The organism is Kribbella aluminosa (genome assembly GCF_017876295.1).
GTDB lineage: Bacteria > Actinomycetota > Actinomycetes > Propionibacteriales > Kribbellaceae > Kribbella > Kribbella aluminosa.
The window spans coordinates 3794826-3815199 of the sequence record NZ_JAGINT010000002.1; the positions used below are offsets into that span (position 1 = coordinate 3794826).

Below are 20374 nucleotides of genomic sequence, written 5' to 3' on the forward strand. Positions count from 1 at the left end.
AACAGGGCGCCCGGACGCGGACCCAGCCGCCCGCGCTGACGCCCGTACGGCGGGCTTGGTGCTCGCCGCCGGGGCCGGGCGCCGGATGGGCACCCCCAAGGCGCTCATTCGTGACGCATCCGGCATCCCGTGGGTCGTCCGTACCGCTCGGATACTGACCGAGGCAGGCTGTACTCCGGTAGTGGTCGTTCTTGGAGCCGCCGCCGAAACAGTCCGCGCAGAGCTGTCCACCGAACCGGTCGAAATAGTCGAAGCAACCGACTGGCCCGAAGGCATGAGCGCCTCCCTCCGCACCGGCCCTGACCCGTGTCACCAGCGCTGGCAGCGTGGACGCGGTGGTTGTGGTGCCAGTGGATGTGCCTGGGCTGACGGTGGCGGCGGTCGAGCGAGTTGCTGCGGGAGCGGGACCTGCGGCGTTGGTACGGGCGACGTACGGCGGGATGCCGGGGCATCCGGTGGTCATCGGGCGGGCGCACTGGGGCGGCGTGATCGCGTCGGCGCGTGGTGACGAGGGGGCCCGCGCGTACCTCCGCGAGCACCGGGCGGACCAGGTGGAATGCGGCGACGTCGCGGACGGCGCCGACGTCGACACCACCGCGGACCTACCACCCGGCCACCACTGAGATTTCCGGAACATTTTCGCCGCCCAGCCGCGGATTGTTACCGGAAAGGGCAGCTTGTTACCGGAAAGGGCAGCCGACGGGTCGAGGGTTGGCATCCCGGCGAAGTAGGTGAATGCTGAAGAAGTGCGTGCCGTCGGTTCGGCGGGGGAGCTTGCCGGGTGTTTGCGGGCGACCGGGTACTTGGCCGGTGAAGGCCTTGCCACGGTCGGTTATCTCGCGCTCGCACTGCACCGCCCGCTCCTGCTCGAAGGCGAACCCGGTACCGGAAAGACCGCCCTCGCGGAGGCCCTCGCCGAGGCGCTCGGGATCGACCTGATCCGCCTGCAGTGCTACGAGGGCATCGACGCCTCGCAGGCGCTGTACGACTGGGACTTCCCGCGCCAGATCCTGCATCTGCGCACCGTCGAGGCGACCAGCTCCGAGGCGGCGGTCGAGGAGGTCGAGAAGAGCCTGTTCGACGAGCGCTTCCTCTTGTCCCGTCCGGTACTGCGAGCGCTCCGCGAGAGCCCCGCCGTACTGCTCGTCGACGAGATAGACCGCGCCGACGACGAGTTCGAGGCGTTCCTGCTCGAGGTGCTGTCGACGTACGAGGTGACGATTCCCGAGCTCGGCACGATCGCCGCCGACGTCCCGCCGATCGTCGTGCTCACCTCGAACCGGACCCGCGAGGTGCACGACGCGCTCAAACGCCGCTGCCTGTACCACTGGATCGACCACCCCGGACTGGCCCGCGAGATCGAGATCGTCCGCACGCGCCTGCCCGAGGTCTCCGCGCGCCTCGCCGAACAGGTCACCCGCTCCGTCCAGCGGATGCGCGACCTCGACCTGCTGAAGCCGCCCGGCGTCGCCGAGACCCTCGACTGGGCGCGCGCCCTCGACGCGCTCGGCACCGACGTACTCGACGTCGAGACCGCGGCGGCGACGCTCGGCGCCGTACTCAAGTACCGCGAGGACACCGACCGCGTCCGCGAATCCCTCGACCGCCTGCTGGCGAGCTGACCCCCGATGACCCACCACCCAACCCCACCCGACAACCACCCACCCACGCCCGACCACCCGACCCCCGCCAACACCCACCCGCCCACCGCGCCGGACGAGCCGGTGCCCTCCGGGGCGCGCCCGCCCACCGTGCCGGACGAGCCGGTGCGCTCCGGGGCGCACTCGCACACCGTGCCGGACGAGCCGGTGCGCTCCGGGGCGCGCCCGCACACTGTGCCGGATCTTGCGTTCGCGGGGTTTGCCGCTGCCCTCCGGTATGCGGGGCTTGCGGTGACGGCTGATCGGGTGCAGCTGTTCCTCCGAGCGGTGGCCGTCCTCGACGCGACCCTGACCGCCGACGTGTACTGGGCCGGCCGGGCCGCGCTCTGCAGTGGTCCCGACGACACCGCCCGGTACGACGAGGTGTTCGCGGCCTGGTTCACCGGCGACCGTGGCCGCGGTGCCGTCCCGAGCCGTACCCCGCAAGCCTCCGTCCAAGCCGCGCTCGACGCCTCGGACGCAGGCTCCGAGGACGAAGGCGACCACACCCTCAACGTCTCCGCCAGCACGGCGGAAGTCCTCCGCCATCGCGATGTCGCAGGATTGTCGGCAATCGACCGTGCCGAGCTCGCCCGCCTCTTCGGCACCTTGCACCCGCAGGTCCCGCTGCGCCGCGCGAACCGCCGCCGCCCGTCGCATCGCGGCGAGATCGACCCGCGCCGCACGCTCCGCGCCCAGCTCCGGCAGGTCGGCGAACCGGCCCGCGTCCACTACCGCCGTCGCGGCGTCCGCCCGCGCCGTGTCGTCGTACTGATCGACGTCTCCGGCTCGATGCGCCCGTACGCCGACAGCCTGCTCCGGCTCGCCCACGCGATGGTCCAGCAGGCGCCGCGGATTGTCGAAGTGTTCACAATCGGCACGCGATTGACCCGCGTGACCCCGGCGCTCCGCCACCGCGACCCCGAGTTCGCGCTGCGGGCAGCCGGGGACGTCGTACCGGACTGGTCGGGCGGAACCCGGCTGGGCGAGGTGCTGAAGGTCTTCCTCGACCGCTGGGGACAACGCGGTACCGCGCGGCGGGCCGTCGTCGTCGTGTGCAGCGACGGCTGGGAACGCGGCGACGCCGCGCTGCTCGGCGCGCAACTGCAACGCCTGGCGAGCCTCGCACACCGCGTGGTCTGGCTGAACCCGCACCGCGGCAAGCGCGGCTACGAACCGGTGCAGGCCGGGATCGTCGCCGTACTGCCGCACCTGGACGATCTCGTCGCCGGGCACAGCCTGGCCAGCTTCGCGGAACTACTGGAGGTGGTCGCCGATGCGTGACGTCCTCGATCGGTTGCTGACGTGGTGGAAAGCCGGCGAATCCGTTGCCGTCGGCACCGTTGTCGCGACGTTCCAGTCGGCGCCGCGGCCGCCGGGTGCGGTGATGCTGGTCGGTCCCGGGCTGGAGGTGGTCGGCAGTGTGTCGGGCGGCTGCGTCGAGGGCGCGGTGTACCAGCTCGGTGAGGAGATCCTGGAGTCCGGCGAGCCGGTGCTGCAGCGGTACGGCGTCAGCGACGAGTCGGCGTTCGCCGTCGGGCTGACGTGCGGCGGGATCATCGACGTGTTCGTCGAGAAGGTCGACCGTGCGACGTTCCCGGAACTGGCGGAGGTGGCGGCGGACATCGCCGAGGGCCGGCCGGTCGCGGTGGCGACCGTGGTGGCGCACCCGGATCCGGCGCGGATCGGCCGCCGGCTGATCGTCCGCCCGGACGGGCAGTTGGGGAGTACCGGCTCGGATCGTGTCGACGATGCGATTGTCGACGATGCACGCGGACTGCTGGCGAACGGCCGGACCGAGACGCTGGAGTACGGACCGGACGGGCAACGGCGTGGCGACGGGATGCGCGTCTTCGTCTCTTCGTACGCACCGGTGCCGCGTTTGCTGGTATTCGGTGCGATCGACTTCGCAGCTGCGGTTGCCCGGCTCGGCACGTTCCTGGGTTATCGGGTGACGGTCTGCGATGCGCGCGCGGTGTTCGCGACCGCGTCCCGGTTCCCCTTTGCCGACGAGGTGATCGTCGACTGGCCGCACCGGTACCTGTCCGACGAGGCCGCCGCCGGCCGGATCGACGACCGTACGGTGATCTGCGTACTGACGCACGACCCGAAGTTCGACGTACCGCTGCTGGAGGTCGCGCTGCGGTTGCCGCAGGTCGCCTACATCGGCGCGATGGGTTCGCGGCGGACCCACGACGATCGGCTGAAACGCTTACGGGAGGCGGGTTTGAGCGAGACCGAGGTCGCCCGGCTGGCGAGCCCGATCGGCCTCGACCTCGGTGCCCGCACCCCGGAGGAGACCGCGGTCAGCATCGCCGCCGAGATCATCGCCCAACGCTGGGGTGGCGCGGGGCAACGACTCTCGACCGCCGCGGGACCGATCCATCACTGAACGCCGGCACTTGAACCTTGTGGTCGAGAACACAACAGGAGCACGATCGAAAGTACGGCGAGTACTGACATCTGGAGGCGGGGCGATGACCCGGATCACGGTCAAGGTCGACGGAAGCAGCTTCACGGACGACGTGGAGCCGCGCACGTTGCTGGTGCATTATCTGCGCGAGCAACTGGGGAAGACGGGCACCGTGGTCGGTTGCGACACCAGCAACTGCGGCGCCTGCACCGTGCACCTGGACGGGCGCAGCGTGAAGTCGTGCTCGCTGCTCGCGGTCCAGGCCGACGGTCACGAGATCACCACGATCGAAGGGCTCGCGACCAACGGCCGGCTGCATCCGATGCAGCAGGCCTTCCACGAGAACCACGCCCTGCAGTGCGGCTACTGCACCCCGGGGATGATCATGCAGTCCCTCGATCTGATTGCCGACAATCCGAATGCCGACGATGAACAGATCCGGCTCGGCCTCGAAGGCAACCTCTGCCGCTGCACCGGCTACCAGAACATCGTGAAAGCAGTACGCGCCTACGCGGCGGCCGCCGCGGGTGAGCCGGGCGCCGCGGGTGAGCCGGCCGCGGCTGGAGGTGTGCAATGACCACCACCGAGGAACGCCCCGCAACCGAGGTCGGGAAGGCGCGGCTCCGTAAGGAGGACGCCCGGCTGATCACCGGCCGGACCCGCTGGACCGACAACATCGTGCTGCCCGGCCTGCAGCACCTCGCGATGGTTCGCAGCCCCTTCGCCCACGCCCGGATCACCTCGATCGACACCAGCGCCGCCAAGGCCGCGTCCGGCGTCGTCACCGTGATCACCGGCGCCGACATCGCCGAGGAACAAGGCGCCCTGCCGAACGCCTGGGCCGTCGTACCCGACCAGAAGGCCCCGCCGCACCCGTCGATGGCGGTCGACCGGGTCGCGTTCGCCGGCGAGATCGTCGCGATGGTCGTGGCCCGGACGGCAGCCGAGGCGAACGACGCCGCCGACCTGGTGGACGTCGACTACGAAGAACTCGAACCCGCCCTCGAACTCAAGGCCGCGGCCCGCGACGAGGTGCTCGCGCATCCGGATCTCGGGACGAACGTGTCCGCGGTCTGGTCGTACGACTCGGCCGAGTCCGGCACCGGAGGCGACGTCGAGGCGGCGATCGCTGCGGCCCGCGACGGCGGCATCCTGATCGAGCAGGAGTACCGCCAGCAGCGGCTGATCCCGGCGTTCATGGAGCCACGGTCGATTGTCGTCGATCCGACGACCGAACAGATGACAGTCTGGTCGTCGACGCAGGTGCCGCACTTCGTGAAGATCTTCATCGCGCTCGTGCTCGGCATCCCGGAGCACAAGATCCGGGTGATCGCGCCCGACGTCGGCGGCGGCTTCGGCGGCAAGCTCCAGTTCACGCCGGAGGAAGTACTTACGGTGCTCGCGGCCCGGCGTACCGGAAAGCCCTGCAAATACACCGAAACCAGGTCCGAGTCGTTGATGGCCGCGCACCACGGCCGCGACCAGTGGCAGCAGCTGACCCTCGCCGCGACAGCCGAAGGTACCGTCACCGGGCTGAAGGTCGAGCTGACCGCCGACATGGGCGCGTACCTCGGCCTGGTCACGTCGGCGATCCCGTTGCTCGGCGCGTTCATGTACAACGGGATCTACAAGTTCCCGGCGTACCACCTCGGCATCACCAACGTGTTCACGAACAAGACCTGGACCGACGCGTACCGTGGCGCCGGACGGCCCGAGGCGACGTACGCGATCGAACGCCTGATGGACGAGCTCGCCGCCCGGGTCGGCGTCGACGCGCTGGAGATCCGCGAGCGGAACTGGATCAAGCACGAGGAGTTCCCGTTCTCGACGGTCTCCGGGCTGCGCTACGACTCCGGCAACTACGAGGCCGCGACCGCGAAGGCACGCGAGCTGTTCCGGTACGACGACCTGCGCAAGGAGCAGGCGCAACGCCGGGCGTCCGGCGACCCGGTGCAGCTCGGCATCGGCGTGTCGACGTTCACCGAGATGTGCGGGCTGGCGCCGTCGCGCTGGCTCGGGTCGATGGGGTACGTCGGCGGCGGCTGGGAGCACGCGTCGATCCGGATGCTGCCCACCGGGAAGGTCGAGGTGGTGACCGGGACCAGCCCGCACGGGCAGGGGCACGAGACCGCCTGGAGCCAGCTCGTCGCGGACCGGCTGGGCGTCGCGTTCGAGGACGTCGAAGTACTGCACGGTGACACGCAGGTCGCCGTCCGCGGACTGGACACGTACGGATCACGGTCGCTGGCCGTCGGCGGGATGGCCGTGCTGGCCGCGGCGGACAAGGTGATCGAGAAGGCGAAGCCGATCGCGGCACAGCTGCTGGAGGCGAACGCCGACGACCTCGAGTTCTCGGCCGGGCGGTACGGCGTGCGCGGGACGGACGCCGGGATGACGCTGGCGGAGCTGGCGTTCGCGGTGTTCCAGGGGCACAAGCTGGACGGTGCCGGCGACGGGTCGCTGGACGCGGACGCGACGCTCGACCCGGACGACTTCTCGTTCCCGCACGGCACGCATCTGTGCGCGGTCGAGGTCGACACCGAGACCGGGGCGACGAAGCTGCGCTCGTACGTGTGCGTGGACGACGTCGGCGTGGTGGTGAACCCGTTGATCGTCGAGGGCCAGGTGCACGGCGGTCTCGCGCAGGGGATCGCGCAGGCGCTCTACGAGGAGGCGATACACGACGACGCCGGGACGCTGATCACCGGGTCGTTCGACCAGTACACGTTGCCGGCGGCACCTGATCTGCCCACGTTCGAGACCGCGCGGACCGAGACGCCGGCGACCACCAACCAGCTCGGCGTGAAGGGGGTCGGCGAGGCCGGCACGATCGCGTCCACGCCGGCTGTCGTCAATGCGATTGTCGACGCTCTACGACCGCTCGGGGTCACCGACGTGCAGATGCCGTGTACGCCGTACCGGGTGTGGAAGGCGATCCAGGCGGGCGCCCAGGCGAAGGAGACACGCTCATGATCCCGGTGGCGTTCGACTACTACGCGCCCACGACGGTCGACGAGGCGCTGGCGCTGCTGCGCGAGCACTCCGACGCGAAGGTGCTCGCCGGCGGGCAGAGCCTGATGCCGGCACTCCGGCTGCGGCTCGCAGCGCCCGAGACGATTGTCGACATTGGGAAGGTCGACAATCTGCGCGGGGTCCGCGACGACGGCGACGCGCTGGTGATCGGGGCGATGACCCCGCACAGCACGGTGCAGTCCGATCCGCTGGTGCTCGAACACGCCACGCTGATCTCGTTGGCCACGGCAACGGTCGGCGATCCGCAGATCCGGCACCGCGGGACGTTCGGCGGGTCGCTGGCGCACGCGGATCCGGCGGCCGACCTGCCGGCGGTCGCGGTGGCGCTGGACGCGTCGTTCGAGATCGCGGGCCCGGGCGGGCGGCGTACCGTGCCGGCGTCGGAGTTCTTCCAGGGCGTGTTCAGTACCGCGCTCGCCGAGGACGAGCTGCTGGTCGAGGTGCGGGTGCCGAAGTACACGGGCTGGGGCGCGCACTACGAGAAGTTCAACCGGGTCGCGCAGGGCTGGTCGATCGTGTCGGTCGCGGCGGCGGTCCGGCTGGACGGCGACCGGATCGCGGAGGCGCGGGTCGGGCTCGGCAACATGGGCTCGACACCGGTACGGGCGACCGCGGTCGAGGCTGCTCTGGTGGGGCAGCCCGCGACGGCCGACGCGGTACGGGCGGCGGCGGCGCGGGCCGCGGACGGGACGTCGCCGGTGAGCGACAGCAACGGCGACGCGGACTACCGCCGGCATCTCGCGACGGTACTCACCCGGCGCGCGGTCCTGGCAGCGGCGGGTACGGCGTGAAGCTCGAGCACAAGTTCGTCGTACCCGCGCCCGTGGAAGAGACGTGGGCCGCGTTCAACGACCTCGAACGGGTGGTGCCGTGTTTCCCCGGCGCCACCCTGGCGTCGTACGAAGGCGACGACTTCACCGGCGCATGCAAGGTGAAGCTCGGCCCGGTGTCACTGCAGTACACCGGCACCGGCACCTTCGTCGAGCGCGACGGGGCGACTCACCGAGCAGTGATCGAAGCCAAAGGCAAGGACCGCCGCGGCAACGGCACCGCCGCCGCCCGCGTCACGGCCAACCTCACCGCCACCTCCGACACCACCACCGAGGTAACGGTCGACACCGACCTGACCATCACCGGCCGCCCCGCCCAATTCGGCCGCGGCCTCATCCTGGACGTCTCCAACAAACTCCTGGACCAGTTCACGACCTGCCTGACGACGAAGCTGAACACGACCCCCGAACCCGGCCTCGATCCGCCCGACAGCGCGCCGCCCGGCTCCTTGGGCGGATCGGCCGCGGCTGGCTCCTTGAGCGAATCCTCGGCCGGCTCGGCCGATTCCGGCTCCTCGAGCGAGTCGTCCGTCGGCTCCTCGGGCGGATCGTCTGTTGGCTCGGATGGCTCTGCTGCCTCCGAGGAGGAGGCGGCGGTGCTGGATCTCGGGAGCGCGCTGCTGCCGATGCTCGCCCGGCGGGCAGCGCCGTACCTGATCGGCGCCGTACTAGCGCTGATCGTGCGCCGGCTGTTCCGCCGCTGACGGATCGAAGTACAGCTCGCCGGCGTAGACCGCGGGCAGCAGCGGCCGATGCCCGGCGATCACCGTCAGCTCGGCGGCCTCGGCCGACGTGCACCAGCGGCTCTCGCTCACCTCCGCGGACGTGCCCGCCGTACCGCCGACGGCTTCCGCGCGGAACACCATGCCGACGATCTGCACGCGGTTGCCGTCGGGATAGACCACGACCACGTCCGGGTTCGAGTACACGCCGACCAGCCCGGTGACGCGGACCTCCAGCCCGGTCTCCTCGAACGTCTCCCGCTCGGCCGCCTCCGCCGGACGCTCGCCCGGCTCGATCGCACCGCCCGGCAGGCACCACTCGCCGTTGTCCGTACGCCGCGTCAGCAGCAGCCGCCCGCCGTCCAGCACTGCCGCGGCCGCCCCGACGCGCAGCCGCGCGGTCGCGCCGATCCGTTCGCCGTACTCGTGCCGCGTGTACCCCGGCACCCGAGGTGTCTCGTCAACCATCGCGCAACCCCGCTCGGCACGCTCGATCCGCGAGCCGCGTCGTCTCCGGCAAACGGTACGCGGGAGCGAGCCGCAACACGTGCGCCACCGCCGTCGCCAGCGTCACCCGGTGCCCGACGGACACGTACACCGGCTTCACCCCGTCCTGCGTACGGACCGCCGCACCAACCACCTCATCGCCGTCCACCAGGTCAGCCGTCGTACCGCGCTCGTGCCCGAGCTCCTGATGCGTTCCCACGTACGTCGTTTTCGCCACCCCGATCGAAGGAATCCCGGTCAGCACGCCGAGATGACAGGCCAGCCCGAACCGCCGCGGATGCGCGAGCCCCTGCCCGTCACACACCAGCAACCCGGGCCGAACCGTCAGCCTCTCCAACCCGGTCAGCAGCGACGGGATCTCACGAAACGCGAACAGCCCCGGTATATAAGGAAAGGTCGTCTCGCCAAGCACCACCGCGCGATCGACCTCGCCGAGCGTCGCGGCGTCCAGCACCACGACCGCAGCCGCCAGCCGATCCCGGTCGTACGCCACGTCCAGGCCCGCGACGTACCGCGCCGGCGCACCGACGTCCGCGACCTCGACCAGCCCGCGCAGCTCTTCCTGTACTGCGATCGCCTCCGCGGCAGTCGTCGGCCACTCGACCATCACGCGTCCGGCGTCGGCGGACCGCCCGGCGGCCATTCGACGAGCTCGAGCCGATAGCCGTCCGGGTCGACGAGCCACGCCGTCTTCGGCCCGTCCGGCCCGTGCACCACTGGCTCACCAGGAGCCAGCCCGGCCTCGGTCAGCCGGTCCACGGCGGCGCTCAGCGACTCGACCTCGATCGCGAAGTGCTCGAACCCGCGAACCTCCACCGGTCCGTCGGCAGGGCGATGGACGAGTTCGAGGGACACCGACGTCTCGCCGGGCAGCCGCAGCCAGACCAGGCTCGACCCGTCGTCGAACGGGACCTTGCCGAGGTCGACGTACCCGACCGTGGTGTAGAAGGCGAGCGACCGCTCCAGGTCACTCACCCGCAGGGCGAACAGGATCGACTTCATGCTGACGATCTAACCGTGTACCGGTACCGAACGACGGGTAGTCCCCTGGCGTCGCGGCGGATTCGCGGTGTGCTCAGGCGGGCGAAGGCATCTACGTATACGACTACGTCCTGTTCTTACGTCCCGGCGATGGACGGGCGGTCCGGCGGGCGGGTGGAGTGGGGGAGGATGTGCGCATGCGGATTCTGATTGCGCCGGACAAGTTCGCGGGAACGCTGACGGCCGTGGAGGCTGCGGCGGCGATCGAGGAAGGCTGGCGGCGGCGCGACCCGGGCGCCGAGGTACTGCTGGCGCCGATGGCGGACGGCGGCCCCGGGTTCATCGACGTACTGTCGGCGGTCGTGGACGGGAAGCTGCTGTCCGTCACCGTTCGCGGACCGCTCGGCGAGGAGACGCCGGCGACGGTGCTGCTCGCGGGGGAGACGGCGTACGTCGAGACCGCGCAGGCGTGCGGTCTGCACCTGGTGGAGCCGAAGAGCCGGCGCCCCGAGGATGCGAGCACGTACGGCGTCGGGCAGCTGATCACAGCAGCCGTGGACGCCGGCGCCAGGCGGATCATCCTCGGCCTGGGAGGTTCGGGGACGAACGACGCCGGAGCAGGCCTGCTTGCCGCGCTCGGTGCAACCGCGACCGCCCGACTGGACAGCTCAGAGCCGGCGGACGGCGCGGGGCCGGCGGACGGCGCGTGGCCGGCGGGAGGCGCGGGGCCGGCGGGCGGCGCGGGTGCTGCGAGTGGTGGGCGGTTGGATGGTGGGGCTGCGGGGCTGGCTGGGTTGGAGGCGGTGGATCTGAGGCCCGCTCGGGAGCGGGTCGCGGGGGTCGAGTTCGTCGCAGCCAGTGATGTCGAGAACCCGATGCTCGGGCTGCGCGGCGCGACGAACGTGTTCGGCACCCAGAAGGGGATCCCGGACGAGCGGAAGCCGGAGGTCGACGGCTGGCTGACGCGTTTCGCCGAGCTGGCCGACCGGAAGACCGCGGACCAGAAGGGGGCCGGCGCCGCGGGCGGGCTCGGGTACGCGCTGCTGCTCCTCGGGGCCGAACGCGTCTCCGGTATCGACCTGGTCGCCGAGCTGACCGGGCTGAAGCGCAAGGCCTCGCAGGTCGACCTGGTGATCAGCGGTGAGGGCGCGTTCGACTTCCAGTCCCGCGACGGCAAGGTGATCGCCGGCGTCGCGAAGATCGCGAACGACGCGATGCGCCCGTGCGTCGTACTCGCCGGAAAGGTGCTGATCGGGTCCCGCGAGATGCGCGCGATGGGGGTCGAGTCCGCGTACGCGCTGGTCGACACGGTGGGTGAGGAGCAGGCCTTCGCGGACCCGCATGGCTCGCTCGCCGCGGTCGCCGAACGGGTCGCCCGGACCTGGGCCCGCTGACCGAGCGTGACGACCGGGCCGCGGGTGGAGTGATCAGCCCGCGACCGGGTTGGTTGATCCGTGAAAATGGTGTGCGACCATGGGAATGAGCGCGGGACGGCGGCTGTTGTCCTGTGTTGACAAGAGACTTCCGTGCCGACGGAGTTCGTGCGTAGGCACTTGAGTAGATGACTGGAGTCAGGGATGACTGAAGCGCAGACCGAGCAGGCTGAGCAGGCAGCGGCCACGGGTGTTCTCCTCAGCGACGGAGCCGCCTCGAAGGTGAAGGCGCTGCTCGACCAGGAAGGCCGCGACGATCTCGCGCTGCGGGTCGCCGTGCAGCCGGGTGGTTGTTCCGGGCTTCGGTACCAGCTGTTCTTCGACGAGCGGCAGCTCGACGGTGACGTGCTGGCCGACTTCGGTGGTGTGAGCGTCGTCACCGACCGGATGAGCGCGCCGTACCTGAAGGGTGCGACGATCGACTTCGTCGACACCATCGAGAAGCAGGGCTTCACGATCGACAACCCGAACGCGACCGGCTCCTGCGCCTGCGGGGACTCGTTCAACTGAGCCTCAGCTGAGGAATTGCTGAACCGAAAAACCCCTGGTCACCCACGCGTGATCAGGGGTTTTGCCATGCCCGGACTTCGGTAGCGACCGTGCCGATGTGTAAGCCAACGCTTGTTGGGTACCGATGGCCGTGTGTGGGACTACATAACTGAGCGTCATTCACAATTGCTCTATCAGAGCTACCAGCACCTGAGTCTGGTCATCCAGTGCGTACTGCTGGCCACCGTGATCGCGGTCGGTCTGGCGGTCGTCGTGCATCGCACTCCGCGGGTCGCGTCGCTGGCCGGCGCAGTCAGCGCGGTCGGTCTGACCATCCCGTCGTTCGCGCTGCTCGGGCTGATGATCCCGGTGGCCGGGATCGGTACCGCGACCTCGGTGATCGCGGTCACCTTCTACGCCTGCCTGCCGATCCTGCGGAACGCCGTCGTCGGCCTGGCCGGCGTCGACACGACGCTGATCGAGTCGGCGCGCGGGATGGGGATGGGCGCGATCCGGACACTGCTCCGGATCGAACTACCACTGGCCTGGCCGGTGATCCTGGCCGGCGTCCGGGTCTCGGCCCAGATGTCGATGGGGATCGCGGCCATCGCAGCGTACGTGCTCGGCCCCGGCCTGGGCAGTTTCATCTTCACCGGTCTCACCCAGATCGGTGGCAAGAACGCCCTGAACTCCGCGCTGGTCGGCACGATCGGCGTCGTCCTGCTCGCTCTGATCCTGGACGCCATGCTGCTGCTCGTCGGCCGCCTGACCACCTCGAGGGGTATCCGTGCCTGAAACCGAACCTGAAGTCAGCGGCGTCGACATCGAGTTGACCGATGTCGTCAAGCGGTACCCGGGGCAGAAGAAGCCCGCCGTCGAGGGGCTGTCGCTGCACATCCCGGCCGGCGAGATCGTGATGTTCGTCGGCCCGTCCGGTTGCGGCAAGACCACCTCGCTGAAGATGATCAACCGGCTGATCGAGCCGACCTCCGGCAGAATCCGGATCGGCGGCGAGGACGTCGGCAAGCAGAACGACGACGACCTGCGGCGCCGGATCGGGTACGTGATCCAGGGCGGCAGCCTGTTCCCACACATGACCGTGACCCAGAACATCGCACTCGTCCCGGGCCTGCTCGGCTGGGACAAACGCCGTACGGCGGAACGCGTGGACGAACTGCTCGAACTGGTCGGCCTGGACCCGGACCGGTACCGGGGCCGCTACCCGCGGGAGCTGTCCGGCGGTCAGCAGCAGCGGGTCGGCGTGGCCCGCGGGCTCGCCGCCGATCCGCCGGTGATCCTGATGGACGAGCCGTTCGGCGCGGTCGACCCGATCACCCGGCAGCGGCTGCAGGACGAACTGCTCAGCATCCAGGAGGAGCTGCGCAAGACGATCGTTTGCGTCACCCACGACTTCGACGAGGCGGTCAAGCTCGGTGACCGGATCCTGATCCTCACCGAGGGCGCGAACATCGCGCAGTACGACACCCCGGAGGAGATCCTGGCGAACCCGGCCAACCGGTTCGTCGCGGACTTCGTCGGCGCGGGTGCCGCGCTCAAGCAGCTGACCCTGAGCCGGGTCAGCGAGATCGAGCTCAACCAGCCGACGGTCGCGGAGATCGGCGACCCGGCCCCCGAGGTACTGCGGGCCGCGAAGGCGGCGGGCGACGACTGTGTCGTCGTACTGGACCGCCGCCGGCGCCCGATCGACTGGATGTGGACATCCGACTTGTCGGACGTCGACAATGTGCCGGCGCCGCACGAGGACACCGACCTGGTCACGATCGACCGGCGCGCGACGCTGAACGACGCACTCGACACGATGCTGATGTCCAGCCACGGCAGCGCGGTCGTCACCGGCCGCCGCGACGAGTACCTCGGCGTCGTCGACTTCCAGGCCGTCCTCGCCCGGATCCAGGACGGCAACGGCCAGCCGGAGGCGGAGGTCGCACAATGACAGCTTTGGATCCGGGACCGGACCTGCAGCAGAAGGAGACTCTCGCCGACGCGAAGGCGACCGCGGCCGGACTCGCGACCAGGCGGGCCCGGCGGCCGTCGTGGGGCACGCTGATCGGGCAGCCGCTGTTCGTCGCGATCGTCGTCGGAGCCTGGGTGATCTGGCGTTCGCAGGCCGAGCTCGACTCGATCGAGCAACGGCAGCTGGAGTGGAAACTCGTAGGACAGTTGACAATCCAACACCTGAAGCTGACCGCGGTCGCCACGGTCATCGTGCTGCTGATCGCCGTACCGCTCGGCATCATGCTGACCCGGCCGCGGTCCCGCAAGGCCGCGCCGGTCGTGGTCGCGGTGGCGAACGCCGGCCAGGCCGCGCCGGTGATCGGCCTGATCGTGCTGCTCGCGATCTGGCTCGGGTTCGGCTTCTGGACCGCGATCGTGGCGCTCTGCCTGTACGCGATCCTGCCGGTACTGCGGAACACGATCGTCGGCCTGCAAGGCGTCGACCGGACACTCGTCGAGGCCGGGCGGGGGATGGGGATGTCGAGCCTCGCCGTCCTCGGCCGGATCGAGCTGCCGCTCGCCGTACCGGTGATCATGGCCGGCATCCGTACCGCGCTGGTGCTGGTCGTCGGTACGGCGACGCTCGCGACGTTCATCGACGCCGGGGGACTGGGCAGCCTGATCACCACCGGCATCCGGCTGCTGCGGTACCCGGTCCTGATCAGCGGCGCGCTGCTGGTCGGGGCACTCGCGCTGCTGATCGACTGGGCGGGCCGTGTCCTGGAAGAAGTGACCCGACCGAGAGGGCTCGGATGAAGCGGCTGGTGGCGGCAGCGTCCGCCCTCCTCCTCGTCGTACTGTCCGGGTGTGGCCTCGGCACCAGCGGCGGCTTCGTACCTTCCGGGACGCTCCAAGGCGACTTGCGATCGGTGAAGAACCTCGACGGCCTGTCGATCGGGATCGGGTCGAAGAGCTTCCAGGAACAGCTGATCCTCGGCAAGATCGCCGCGATCCTGATGCGCGCGGCCGGCGCGAACGTCCAGGACCTGACCAACATGCCCGGCAGCGACACGTCCCGGCAGGCGATGATCCAGGGCCAGATCCAGATGGCCTGGGAGTACACCGGCACGGCGTGGATCTCGTACCTGGGCCACGACACCGGCATCCCGGACAAGCAGGAGCAGTACGACGCGGTCGCGAAGGAGGACGCGGAGAGGTACGGGCTGATCTGGCTGAAGCCCGCTCCGATGAACAACAGCTACGGCTTCGCGATGACCCGGAAGGAGTCGGACCGGCTGCACATCACCAAGCTGTCGCAGGTCCAGTCGTTGCCGGTGAAGGACCGTACGTTCTGCGTCGAGTCAGAGTTCGCGAACCGGAACGACGGGTTCGAGCCGATGCTGAAGCACTACGGGATCCCGATGGGCAGCGGCGTACCGCGGAACAACATCCGGACCCTGGACACCGGCGCCGTGTACGCCGCGACGAGTCACGGGGACTGCCGGTTCGGGGAGATCTTCACCACCGACGGCCGGATCAAGTCGCTCGACCTGGTGGTGCTGCAGGACGACAAGAAGTACTTCCCGGCGTACAACGTGGCGCCGGTGGTCAGCAAGAAGGTGCTGGACAAGTACCCGCAGCTGCGAGACCTGTTCCAGCCGGTGTCGGACAAGCTGACCGATCCGGTGCTGATCGACCTGAACGCCCAGGTCGACGTCGAGGGGCGCGAGCCGGCCGACGTCGCCATGGACTGGCTGGTCAAGGAAGGCTTCATCAGCCGCGACTGATGGCATCGCCCGGCCCTGATCAACCAAACTCGGAGAACAGCGCCGGCCGCTGCCGTAGGACAGCCCCGTCCGCTGCCCGAAGAAGGGCGGCAGCCGGGGCTGTTGCATGTGGGTTTGAGTGCTTGTGGTTCACGAATGCACATGGTTAACCTTCGGATTGTCAACAAAACTACGACTCGACTCTCGTGGGGCGTGTGGGTTGCGTGTGGGGTGGGCACTCGGGTGGGGCCGTATGACGACAGGAGGAAATCGTGGACGCCGACACCCCGCCGCCAGTGGAGCCGCAGGATCGTCCGCCCGTGAGCACGCCCGGTAACCCGGCGGGCACTACGTCCAGGCCGCCGACCGAACAGGAGCAGCCCCCAGGAGTACTGAAGAAGGCGATCGCCGCCTCGGCGATCGGTAATGCGACGGAGTGGTTCGACTACGGCATCTACGCGTACGGCGTGACCTACATCTCGGCCGCGATCTTCCCCGGCGACACCCAGAGCCAGACCCTGCTGGCACTGATGACGTTCGCCGTGTCGTTCCTGGTCCGCCCGCTCGGCGGCCTGGTCTGGGGCCCGCTCGGCGACCGGCTCGGCCGCAAGCACGTGCTGGCGATCACGATCCTGATGATGTCCGGCGCGACCCTGTGCGCCGGACTCGTCCCGTCGTTCCACACCATCGGGTACTGGGCTCCGGTGCTGCTGGTACTGCTGCGCATGGTCCAGGGCTTCTCGACCGGTGGCGAGTACGGCGGCGCCGCGACCTTCATGGCGGAGTACGCGCCGAGCCGCAAGCGAGGGTTCCTCGGCAGCTTCCTGGAGTTCGGCACGCTGTCCGGGTTCTCGCTCGGTGCGCTGCTGATGCTGGGCTTCTCGCTGGTACTCGGCGACGAGAAGATGCACGCGTGGGGCTGGCGGTTGCCGTTCCTCGTGGCCGCACCGCTCGGTCTGGTCGGCGTCTACCTGCGGTCCCGGCTCGAGGACACGCCGGTCTTCCGCGAGCTCGAGGCGAAGGGCCAGAAGGAAGAGGCGACCGCGACCCAGTTCCGCGACCTGCTCTCCGGCTACTGGCGGCCGATCCTGCGCCTCGGCGGCATGGTGATCGCGCTGAACGTCGTGAACTACACCCTGCTCACCTACATGCCGACGTACCTCGAGAAACAGATCGGCCTCAGTGCGGACAAGTCGCTGATCGTGCCGATCGTCGGAATGTTGACAATGATGGTGTTCGTCCCGTTCGCCGGGCGTGCCTCGGACCGGATCGGGCGAAAACCGTTGTGGTGGGCGTCGTTGGCCGGGCTGTTCGTGTTCGGCGTACCGATGTTCCTGCTGATGGGCACGAACCTGGTCGGCGCGATCGTCGGCTTCGCGGTGCTCGGCCTGCTCTACGTACCGCAGCTCGCGACGATCTCCGCGACCTTCCCGGCGATGTTCCCGACGCACGTCCGGTACGCCGGCTTCGCGATCGCGTACAACGTGTCGACGTCGCTGTTCGGCGGTACGGCGCCCGCGGTCAACGACTGGCTGACGGCGAAGACCGGTGACTCGCTGGTCCCGGCGTACTACATGATGGCGGCCTGTGTGATCGGTGCGCTCGCGCTGGTGAAGGTGCCGGAGACGTCCCGCTGCCCGATCAACGGCACCGAGATCCCGGGCACCGACCTGGCCCCGCCACCGGTGGCCCTCGAGCCGGCTCACGCGAAGGCCTGACAGCAGTCCGGCCCGCCTCTCCGGAAACAACTCGTCGCATACTGCGAGGTTGTTTCCGGAACGGCGGGCCGACCGCTTTCGGCGGGTCAGTCGAGGACGGCGGAGACGGCGTCCGACCAGAGGCCGGCGGCCTCGTCGACCTCGTCGGGGGACACGACCAGCGCCGGGATGAACCGTACGACCTGGCCCCAGGCGCCGCAGGTGAGCAGCAGCAGTCCGCGGCGGGCGGCCTCCTGCTGTACGGCGGTAGCCGTCGCGGCGTCGGGCTTGCCGTCCGCGTCCCGGAACTCGTTGCCGATCATGAGGCCGAGTCCGCGAACGTCGGTGATCTCCTCGTGCTTGTCCGCGACCAGTTGCAGCGCCTGCTTCAGCTGTGCGCCGCGGTCGGCCGAGTTCTGGACGAGCCCTTCGTCCCGGATCACGTCGAGGGTCGCGACGGCCGCCGCGCACGCGACCGCGTTCGCGCCGTACGTACCGCCCTGCGAACCCGGCCAGGCCTTCTCCATCAGCTCGGACGGCGCGGCGATTCCGGACAGCGGGAAGCCGGACGCCAGCCCCTTCGCGGTGACGAGTACGTCCGGGTGCGAGCCGAAGTGGTCGCCGCCCCAGAACTTCCCGGTCCGCCCGAAGCCTGTCTGTACTTCGTCCACCACGAGCAGGATTCCGTGCGCGTCGGCGCGGTCGCGGAGCCCGGCGAAGAACTCCTCGTTCGCGGGGACATAGCCACCTTCGCCGAGCACGGGCTCGACGAAGAACGCCGCGGTGTCGGCCGGCGCGCTCAATGTCTGCAGGACGTAGTCGAGCTGCTTCAGCGCGAACTCCGTTGCCTGCTCGACCGGCCAGCCGAAGTGGCCCGGGTCCGGGAACGGCGACACGTGGACGCCCGCCATCAGCGGGCTGAACCCGGAGCGGAACTTGGTGCCGGACGTCGTCATCGACGCCGCGGCGACGGTCCGGCCGTGGAAGCCGCCGTGGAACACGATCACGTTCGGCCGGCCGGTCGCCTGCCGGGTGAGGCGCAGGGCCGCCTCGATCGCCTCGCTGCCGGAGTTCGCGAAGAACATCCGGTCGAGGTGCCGGGGGAGTACCTCGCCGAGCCGGTCGACCAGCGTCAGCAGCGGCCGGTGCATGACGGTCGTGTACTGCGCGTGGATGATCCGGCCGACCTGCTCCTGGGCGGCCGCGACCACGCGCGGATGGGAGTGCCCGGTCGACGTGACACCGATACCGGCGGTGAAGTCCAGGTACCGGCGGTCGTCCTCGTCGAACAGTTGAACGCCCGTACCGCGGGCGGCGATCACGCCGGTCGCCTGTTTCAGGATCTGCGAGAGCTCGGCCACGGACTTCCCTCCACGCGCCAGATGGTAGATTGTTGACAATCCTACCTCAGCTGTTCAGGCCGGTGAAGGGGTGCAGATGGACGAGTTCACAGTGGTCCAGGCCGTCGAGAAGCGGCTGTTCGTCGACGGGAAATGGGTCGACGCGACCGGCGGTACGACGTTCGACGTCGTCGATCCGTCCACCGGCGAGGTGCTCTGCGCGGTCGCCGACGCATCGCCGGCCGACGGTCGCGCCGCGCTCGACGCAGCGGTCACCGCGCAGCCGGACTTCGCCCGTACGTCACCACGCGAACGGTCCGACCTGCTGATGACGGCGTACCGGCTGCTGATGGAGCGGGTCGACGAGCTGGCGCTGCTGATGACGCTCGAGATGGGCAAACCGCTGGCGGAGGCGCGCGGCGAGATCGCGTACGCGGCCGAGTTCTTCCGGCACTTCTCCGGCGAGGCGCTGCGGATCGACGGCGGGTACCAGACGGCGCCGGCCGGCAACGCCCGGTTCCTGGTCACCAAGCAGCCGGTCGGCCCGTGCCTGCTGATCACGCCGTGGAACTTCCCTATGGCGATGGGCACCCGCAAACTCGGCCCCGCGATCGCGGCCGGCTGCACGAGTGTCATCAAGCCCGCGCACCAGACGCCGCTGTCGATGCTCGCCCTGATGGGGATCCTGGCCGAGGCCGGCCTTCCGGCGGGCGTGGTCAACTGCGTCACCGCGATGGACGCCGGCGGCGTGATGGAGCCGCTGATCAGGTCCGGGCTGGCGCGGAAGCTGTCGTTCACCGGCTCGACGCGGGTCGGCCGGATCCTGCTGGAGCAGTGCGCGGAGAAGGTACTGCGGACCTCGCTCGAGCTCGGCGGCAACGCGCCGTTCATCGTGTTCGAGGACGCGGACCTGGACGAGGCGGTCAGCGGCGCGATCGCGGCGAAGATGCGGAACATGGGTGAGGCCTGTACCGCGGCCAATCGTCTTTTTGTCCACAATACGGTGATCGACGATTTCGGCCGCCGGCTCGCGGAGCGGATGGGCGCGCTGACCGTCGGACGCGGTACCGAGCCGGACGTGAACGTCGGCCCGCTGATCGACGAGGCAGGCCGCGAGAAGGTGCGCGCCCTGGTCGCGGACGCGGTCGATCGCGGCGCGACCGTGCTCACCGGCGGAGAAGTTGCCGCGGGCAACGGGTACTTCTATCCGCCGACGGTGCTCACCGGCGTACCGCGGGAGGCGGCGATGGCGGACCAGGAGATCTTCGGGCCGGTCGCGCCGCTGACCCCGTTCAGCACCGAGGACGAGGTGGTGCGCGCCGCCAACGACACGGAGTACGGGCTGGTCGCCTACGTGTTCACGAACGACCTGCGGCGGGCGCTCCGGGTGGCCGAGGCGATCGAGACCGGGATGGTCGGGCTCAACCAGGGCGTGGTGTCGAACCCCGCCGCACCGTTCGGCGGGGTCAAGCAGTCCGGCCTCGGCCGCGAGGGCGGTGCGATCGGGATCGACGAGTTCCTGGAGACCAAGTACATCGGCATCGCGGTCGGCAACTGAGCCGCCGCC

General features: G+C 69.7%; 20 protein-coding genes and 1 pseudogene. 17 read left to right on the top strand and 4 right to left on the bottom strand.

The features are described from left to right. Positions 1–85: 85 nt before the first annotated feature. The 9 genes and pseudogenes from JOF29_RS45035 to JOF29_RS39260 form a co-directional block, all read left to right on the top strand. Positions 86–238, top strand: a pseudogene (locus JOF29_RS45035) (hypothetical protein); the annotation flags it as partial. Positions 239–335: 97 nt separating this feature from the next. Further along, the gene (locus JOF29_RS45040) at positions 336–623 is read left to right on the top strand and encodes a nucleotidyltransferase family protein (protein WP_307863914.1); all 288 of its coding nucleotides are present in this window, start codon (positions 336–338) and stop codon (positions 621–623) included. Positions 624–746: 123 nt separating this feature from the next. Next, entirely contained in the window at positions 747–1622 is an 876-nt protein-coding gene (locus JOF29_RS39230; RefSeq protein WP_209699365.1) for an AAA family ATPase, read from the top strand. A gap of 6 nt (positions 1623–1628) precedes the next feature. Then, positions 1629–2924, top strand: coding sequence for a vWA domain-containing protein (locus JOF29_RS39235; RefSeq protein WP_245359868.1), 1296 nt, complete (start codon positions 1629–1631; stop codon positions 2922–2924). Then, complete coding sequence (locus tag JOF29_RS39240; RefSeq protein ID WP_209699366.1) at positions 2917–4032, top strand: XdhC family protein; 1116 nt, start codon at positions 2917–2919, stop codon at positions 4030–4032. Before JOF29_RS39235 ends, JOF29_RS39240 begins: the two co-directional genes overlap by 8 nt. A gap of 85 nt (positions 4033–4117) precedes the next feature. Next, on the top strand, positions 4118–4630 hold the full coding sequence (locus tag JOF29_RS39245; RefSeq protein ID WP_209699367.1) for a (2Fe-2S)-binding protein: 513 nt from the start codon (positions 4118–4120) through the stop codon (positions 4628–4630). Next, positions 4627–7026, top strand: a complete 2400-nt coding sequence (locus tag JOF29_RS39250; protein WP_209699368.1) for a xanthine dehydrogenase family protein molybdopterin-binding subunit — start codon at positions 4627–4629, stop codon at positions 7024–7026. The genes JOF29_RS39245 and JOF29_RS39250 overlap by 4 nt, the downstream gene beginning before the upstream one ends. After that, positions 7023–7877: an FAD binding domain-containing protein gene (locus tag JOF29_RS39255; protein WP_209699369.1), complete on the top strand. Its 855-nt coding sequence runs from the start codon at positions 7023–7025 to the stop codon at positions 7875–7877. The genes JOF29_RS39250 and JOF29_RS39255 overlap by 4 nt, the downstream gene beginning before the upstream one ends. Continuing rightward, a complete protein-coding gene (locus JOF29_RS39260) occupies positions 7874–8620 on the top strand; it encodes an SRPBCC family protein (RefSeq protein ID WP_209699370.1) in 747 nt (248 codons plus the stop codon). The genes JOF29_RS39255 and JOF29_RS39260 overlap by 4 nt, the downstream gene beginning before the upstream one ends. On the opposite strand, the gene JOF29_RS39265 is transcribed toward JOF29_RS39260, so the two are convergent. From JOF29_RS39265 to JOF29_RS39275, 3 genes are read right to left on the bottom strand one after another with little or no spacing between them, the layout of a single operon-like run. Next, the gene (locus JOF29_RS39265; RefSeq protein ID WP_209699371.1) at positions 8585–9106 is read right to left on the bottom strand and encodes an NUDIX domain-containing protein; all 522 of its coding nucleotides are present in this window, start codon (positions 9104–9106) and stop codon (positions 8585–8587) included. The two genes, JOF29_RS39260 and JOF29_RS39265, sit on opposite strands and share 36 nt — an antisense overlap. Beyond that, positions 9099–9788, bottom strand: a complete 690-nt coding sequence (gene nfi, locus JOF29_RS39270; RefSeq protein ID WP_245359870.1) for a deoxyribonuclease V — start codon at positions 9786–9788, stop codon at positions 9099–9101. Before nfi ends, JOF29_RS39265 begins: the two co-directional genes overlap by 8 nt. After that, positions 9752–10147: a VOC family protein gene (locus tag JOF29_RS39275; protein WP_209699372.1), complete on the bottom strand. Its 396-nt coding sequence runs from the start codon at positions 10145–10147 to the stop codon at positions 9752–9754. The genes nfi and JOF29_RS39275 overlap by 37 nt, the downstream gene beginning before the upstream one ends. A 176-nt stretch (positions 10148–10323) precedes the next feature. Here JOF29_RS39275 and JOF29_RS39280 point away from each other — a divergent pair, with 176 nt between their 5' ends. From JOF29_RS39280 to JOF29_RS39310, 7 genes are all read left to right on the top strand, one after another. Beyond that, positions 10324–11520, top strand: a complete 1197-nt coding sequence (locus JOF29_RS39280; RefSeq protein WP_209699373.1) for a glycerate kinase family protein — start codon at positions 10324–10326, stop codon at positions 11518–11520. A 183-nt stretch (positions 11521–11703) separates the two neighbouring features. Next, positions 11704–12069 carry a HesB/IscA family protein gene (locus JOF29_RS39285; protein ID WP_209699374.1) on the top strand — a complete coding sequence of 122 codons (366 nt, stop codon included), beginning with the start codon at positions 11704–11706 and terminating at the stop codon, positions 12067–12069. Between the two features lie 165 nt (positions 12070–12234). Continuing rightward, on the top strand, positions 12235–12843 hold the full coding sequence (locus JOF29_RS39290; RefSeq protein WP_245359872.1) for an ABC transporter permease: 609 nt from the start codon (positions 12235–12237) through the stop codon (positions 12841–12843). Continuing rightward, positions 12836–14002, top strand: coding sequence for an ABC transporter ATP-binding protein (locus JOF29_RS39295; RefSeq protein ID WP_209699376.1), 1167 nt, complete (start codon positions 12836–12838; stop codon positions 14000–14002). Before JOF29_RS39290 ends, JOF29_RS39295 begins: the two co-directional genes overlap by 8 nt. Further along, positions 13999–14820 (top strand): ABC transporter permease, encoded by an 822-nt coding sequence (locus JOF29_RS39300; RefSeq protein ID WP_209699377.1) that lies wholly within the window; start codon positions 13999–14001, stop codon positions 14818–14820. The genes JOF29_RS39295 and JOF29_RS39300 overlap by 4 nt, the downstream gene beginning before the upstream one ends. Further along, positions 14817–15791, top strand: a complete 975-nt coding sequence (locus JOF29_RS39305; protein WP_209699378.1) for a glycine betaine ABC transporter substrate-binding protein — start codon at positions 14817–14819, stop codon at positions 15789–15791. Before JOF29_RS39300 ends, JOF29_RS39305 begins: the two co-directional genes overlap by 4 nt. 299 nt (positions 15792–16090) lie before the next feature. Then, the gene (locus tag JOF29_RS39310) at positions 16091–17488 is read left to right on the top strand and encodes an MFS transporter (protein WP_209699379.1); all 1398 of its coding nucleotides are present in this window, start codon (positions 16091–16093) and stop codon (positions 17486–17488) included. Positions 17489–17574: 86 nt separating this feature from the next. On the opposite strand, the gene JOF29_RS39315 is transcribed toward JOF29_RS39310, so the two are convergent. Beyond that, positions 17575–18828, bottom strand: coding sequence for an aspartate aminotransferase family protein (locus JOF29_RS39315; protein WP_209699380.1), 1254 nt, complete (start codon positions 18826–18828; stop codon positions 17575–17577). Between the two features lie 76 nt (positions 18829–18904). Between JOF29_RS39315 and JOF29_RS39320 the strand changes: the two genes are divergently transcribed. After that, complete coding sequence (locus JOF29_RS39320; RefSeq protein ID WP_209699381.1) at positions 18905–20365, top strand: NAD-dependent succinate-semialdehyde dehydrogenase; 1461 nt, start codon at positions 18905–18907, stop codon at positions 20363–20365. Positions 20366–20374: the final 9 nt, after the last annotated feature.

Excerpts from the sequence above, each read along its gene's own strand:
- JOF29_RS39245 (WP_209699367.1), top strand. The coding sequence starts at position 4,118 with ATGACCCGGATCACGGTCAAGGTCGACGGAAGCAGCTTCACGGACGAC.
- nfi (WP_245359870.1), bottom strand. The coding sequence starts at position 9,788 with ATGGCCGCCGGGCGGTCCGCCGACGCCGGACGCGTGATGGTCGAGTGG.
- JOF29_RS39275 (WP_209699372.1), bottom strand. The coding sequence starts at position 10,147 with ATGAAGTCGATCCTGTTCGCCCTGCGGGTGAGTGACCTGGAGCGGTCG.
- JOF29_RS39235 (WP_245359868.1), top strand. The coding sequence starts at position 1,629 with ATGACCCACCACCCAACCCCACCCGACAACCACCCACCCACGCCCGAC.
- JOF29_RS39320 (WP_209699381.1), top strand. The coding sequence starts at position 18,905 with ATGGACGAGTTCACAGTGGTCCAGGCCGTCGAGAAGCGGCTGTTCGTC.
- JOF29_RS39265 (WP_209699371.1), bottom strand. The coding sequence starts at position 9,106 with ATGGTTGACGAGACACCTCGGGTGCCGGGGTACACGCGGCACGAGTAC.
- JOF29_RS39285 (WP_209699374.1), top strand. The coding sequence starts at position 11,704 with ATGACTGAAGCGCAGACCGAGCAGGCTGAGCAGGCAGCGGCCACGGGT.
- JOF29_RS39300 (WP_209699377.1), top strand. The coding sequence starts at position 13,999 with ATGACAGCTTTGGATCCGGGACCGGACCTGCAGCAGAAGGAGACTCTC.
- JOF29_RS39305 (WP_209699378.1), top strand. The coding sequence starts at position 14,817 with ATGAAGCGGCTGGTGGCGGCAGCGTCCGCCCTCCTCCTCGTCGTACTG.
- JOF29_RS39280 (WP_209699373.1), top strand. The coding sequence starts at position 10,324 with ATGCGGATTCTGATTGCGCCGGACAAGTTCGCGGGAACGCTGACGGCC.
- JOF29_RS39250 (WP_209699368.1), top strand. The coding sequence starts at position 4,627 with ATGACCACCACCGAGGAACGCCCCGCAACCGAGGTCGGGAAGGCGCGG.
- JOF29_RS39240 (WP_209699366.1), top strand. The coding sequence starts at position 2,917 with ATGCGTGACGTCCTCGATCGGTTGCTGACGTGGTGGAAAGCCGGCGAA.
- JOF29_RS39255 (WP_209699369.1), top strand. The coding sequence starts at position 7,023 with ATGATCCCGGTGGCGTTCGACTACTACGCGCCCACGACGGTCGACGAG.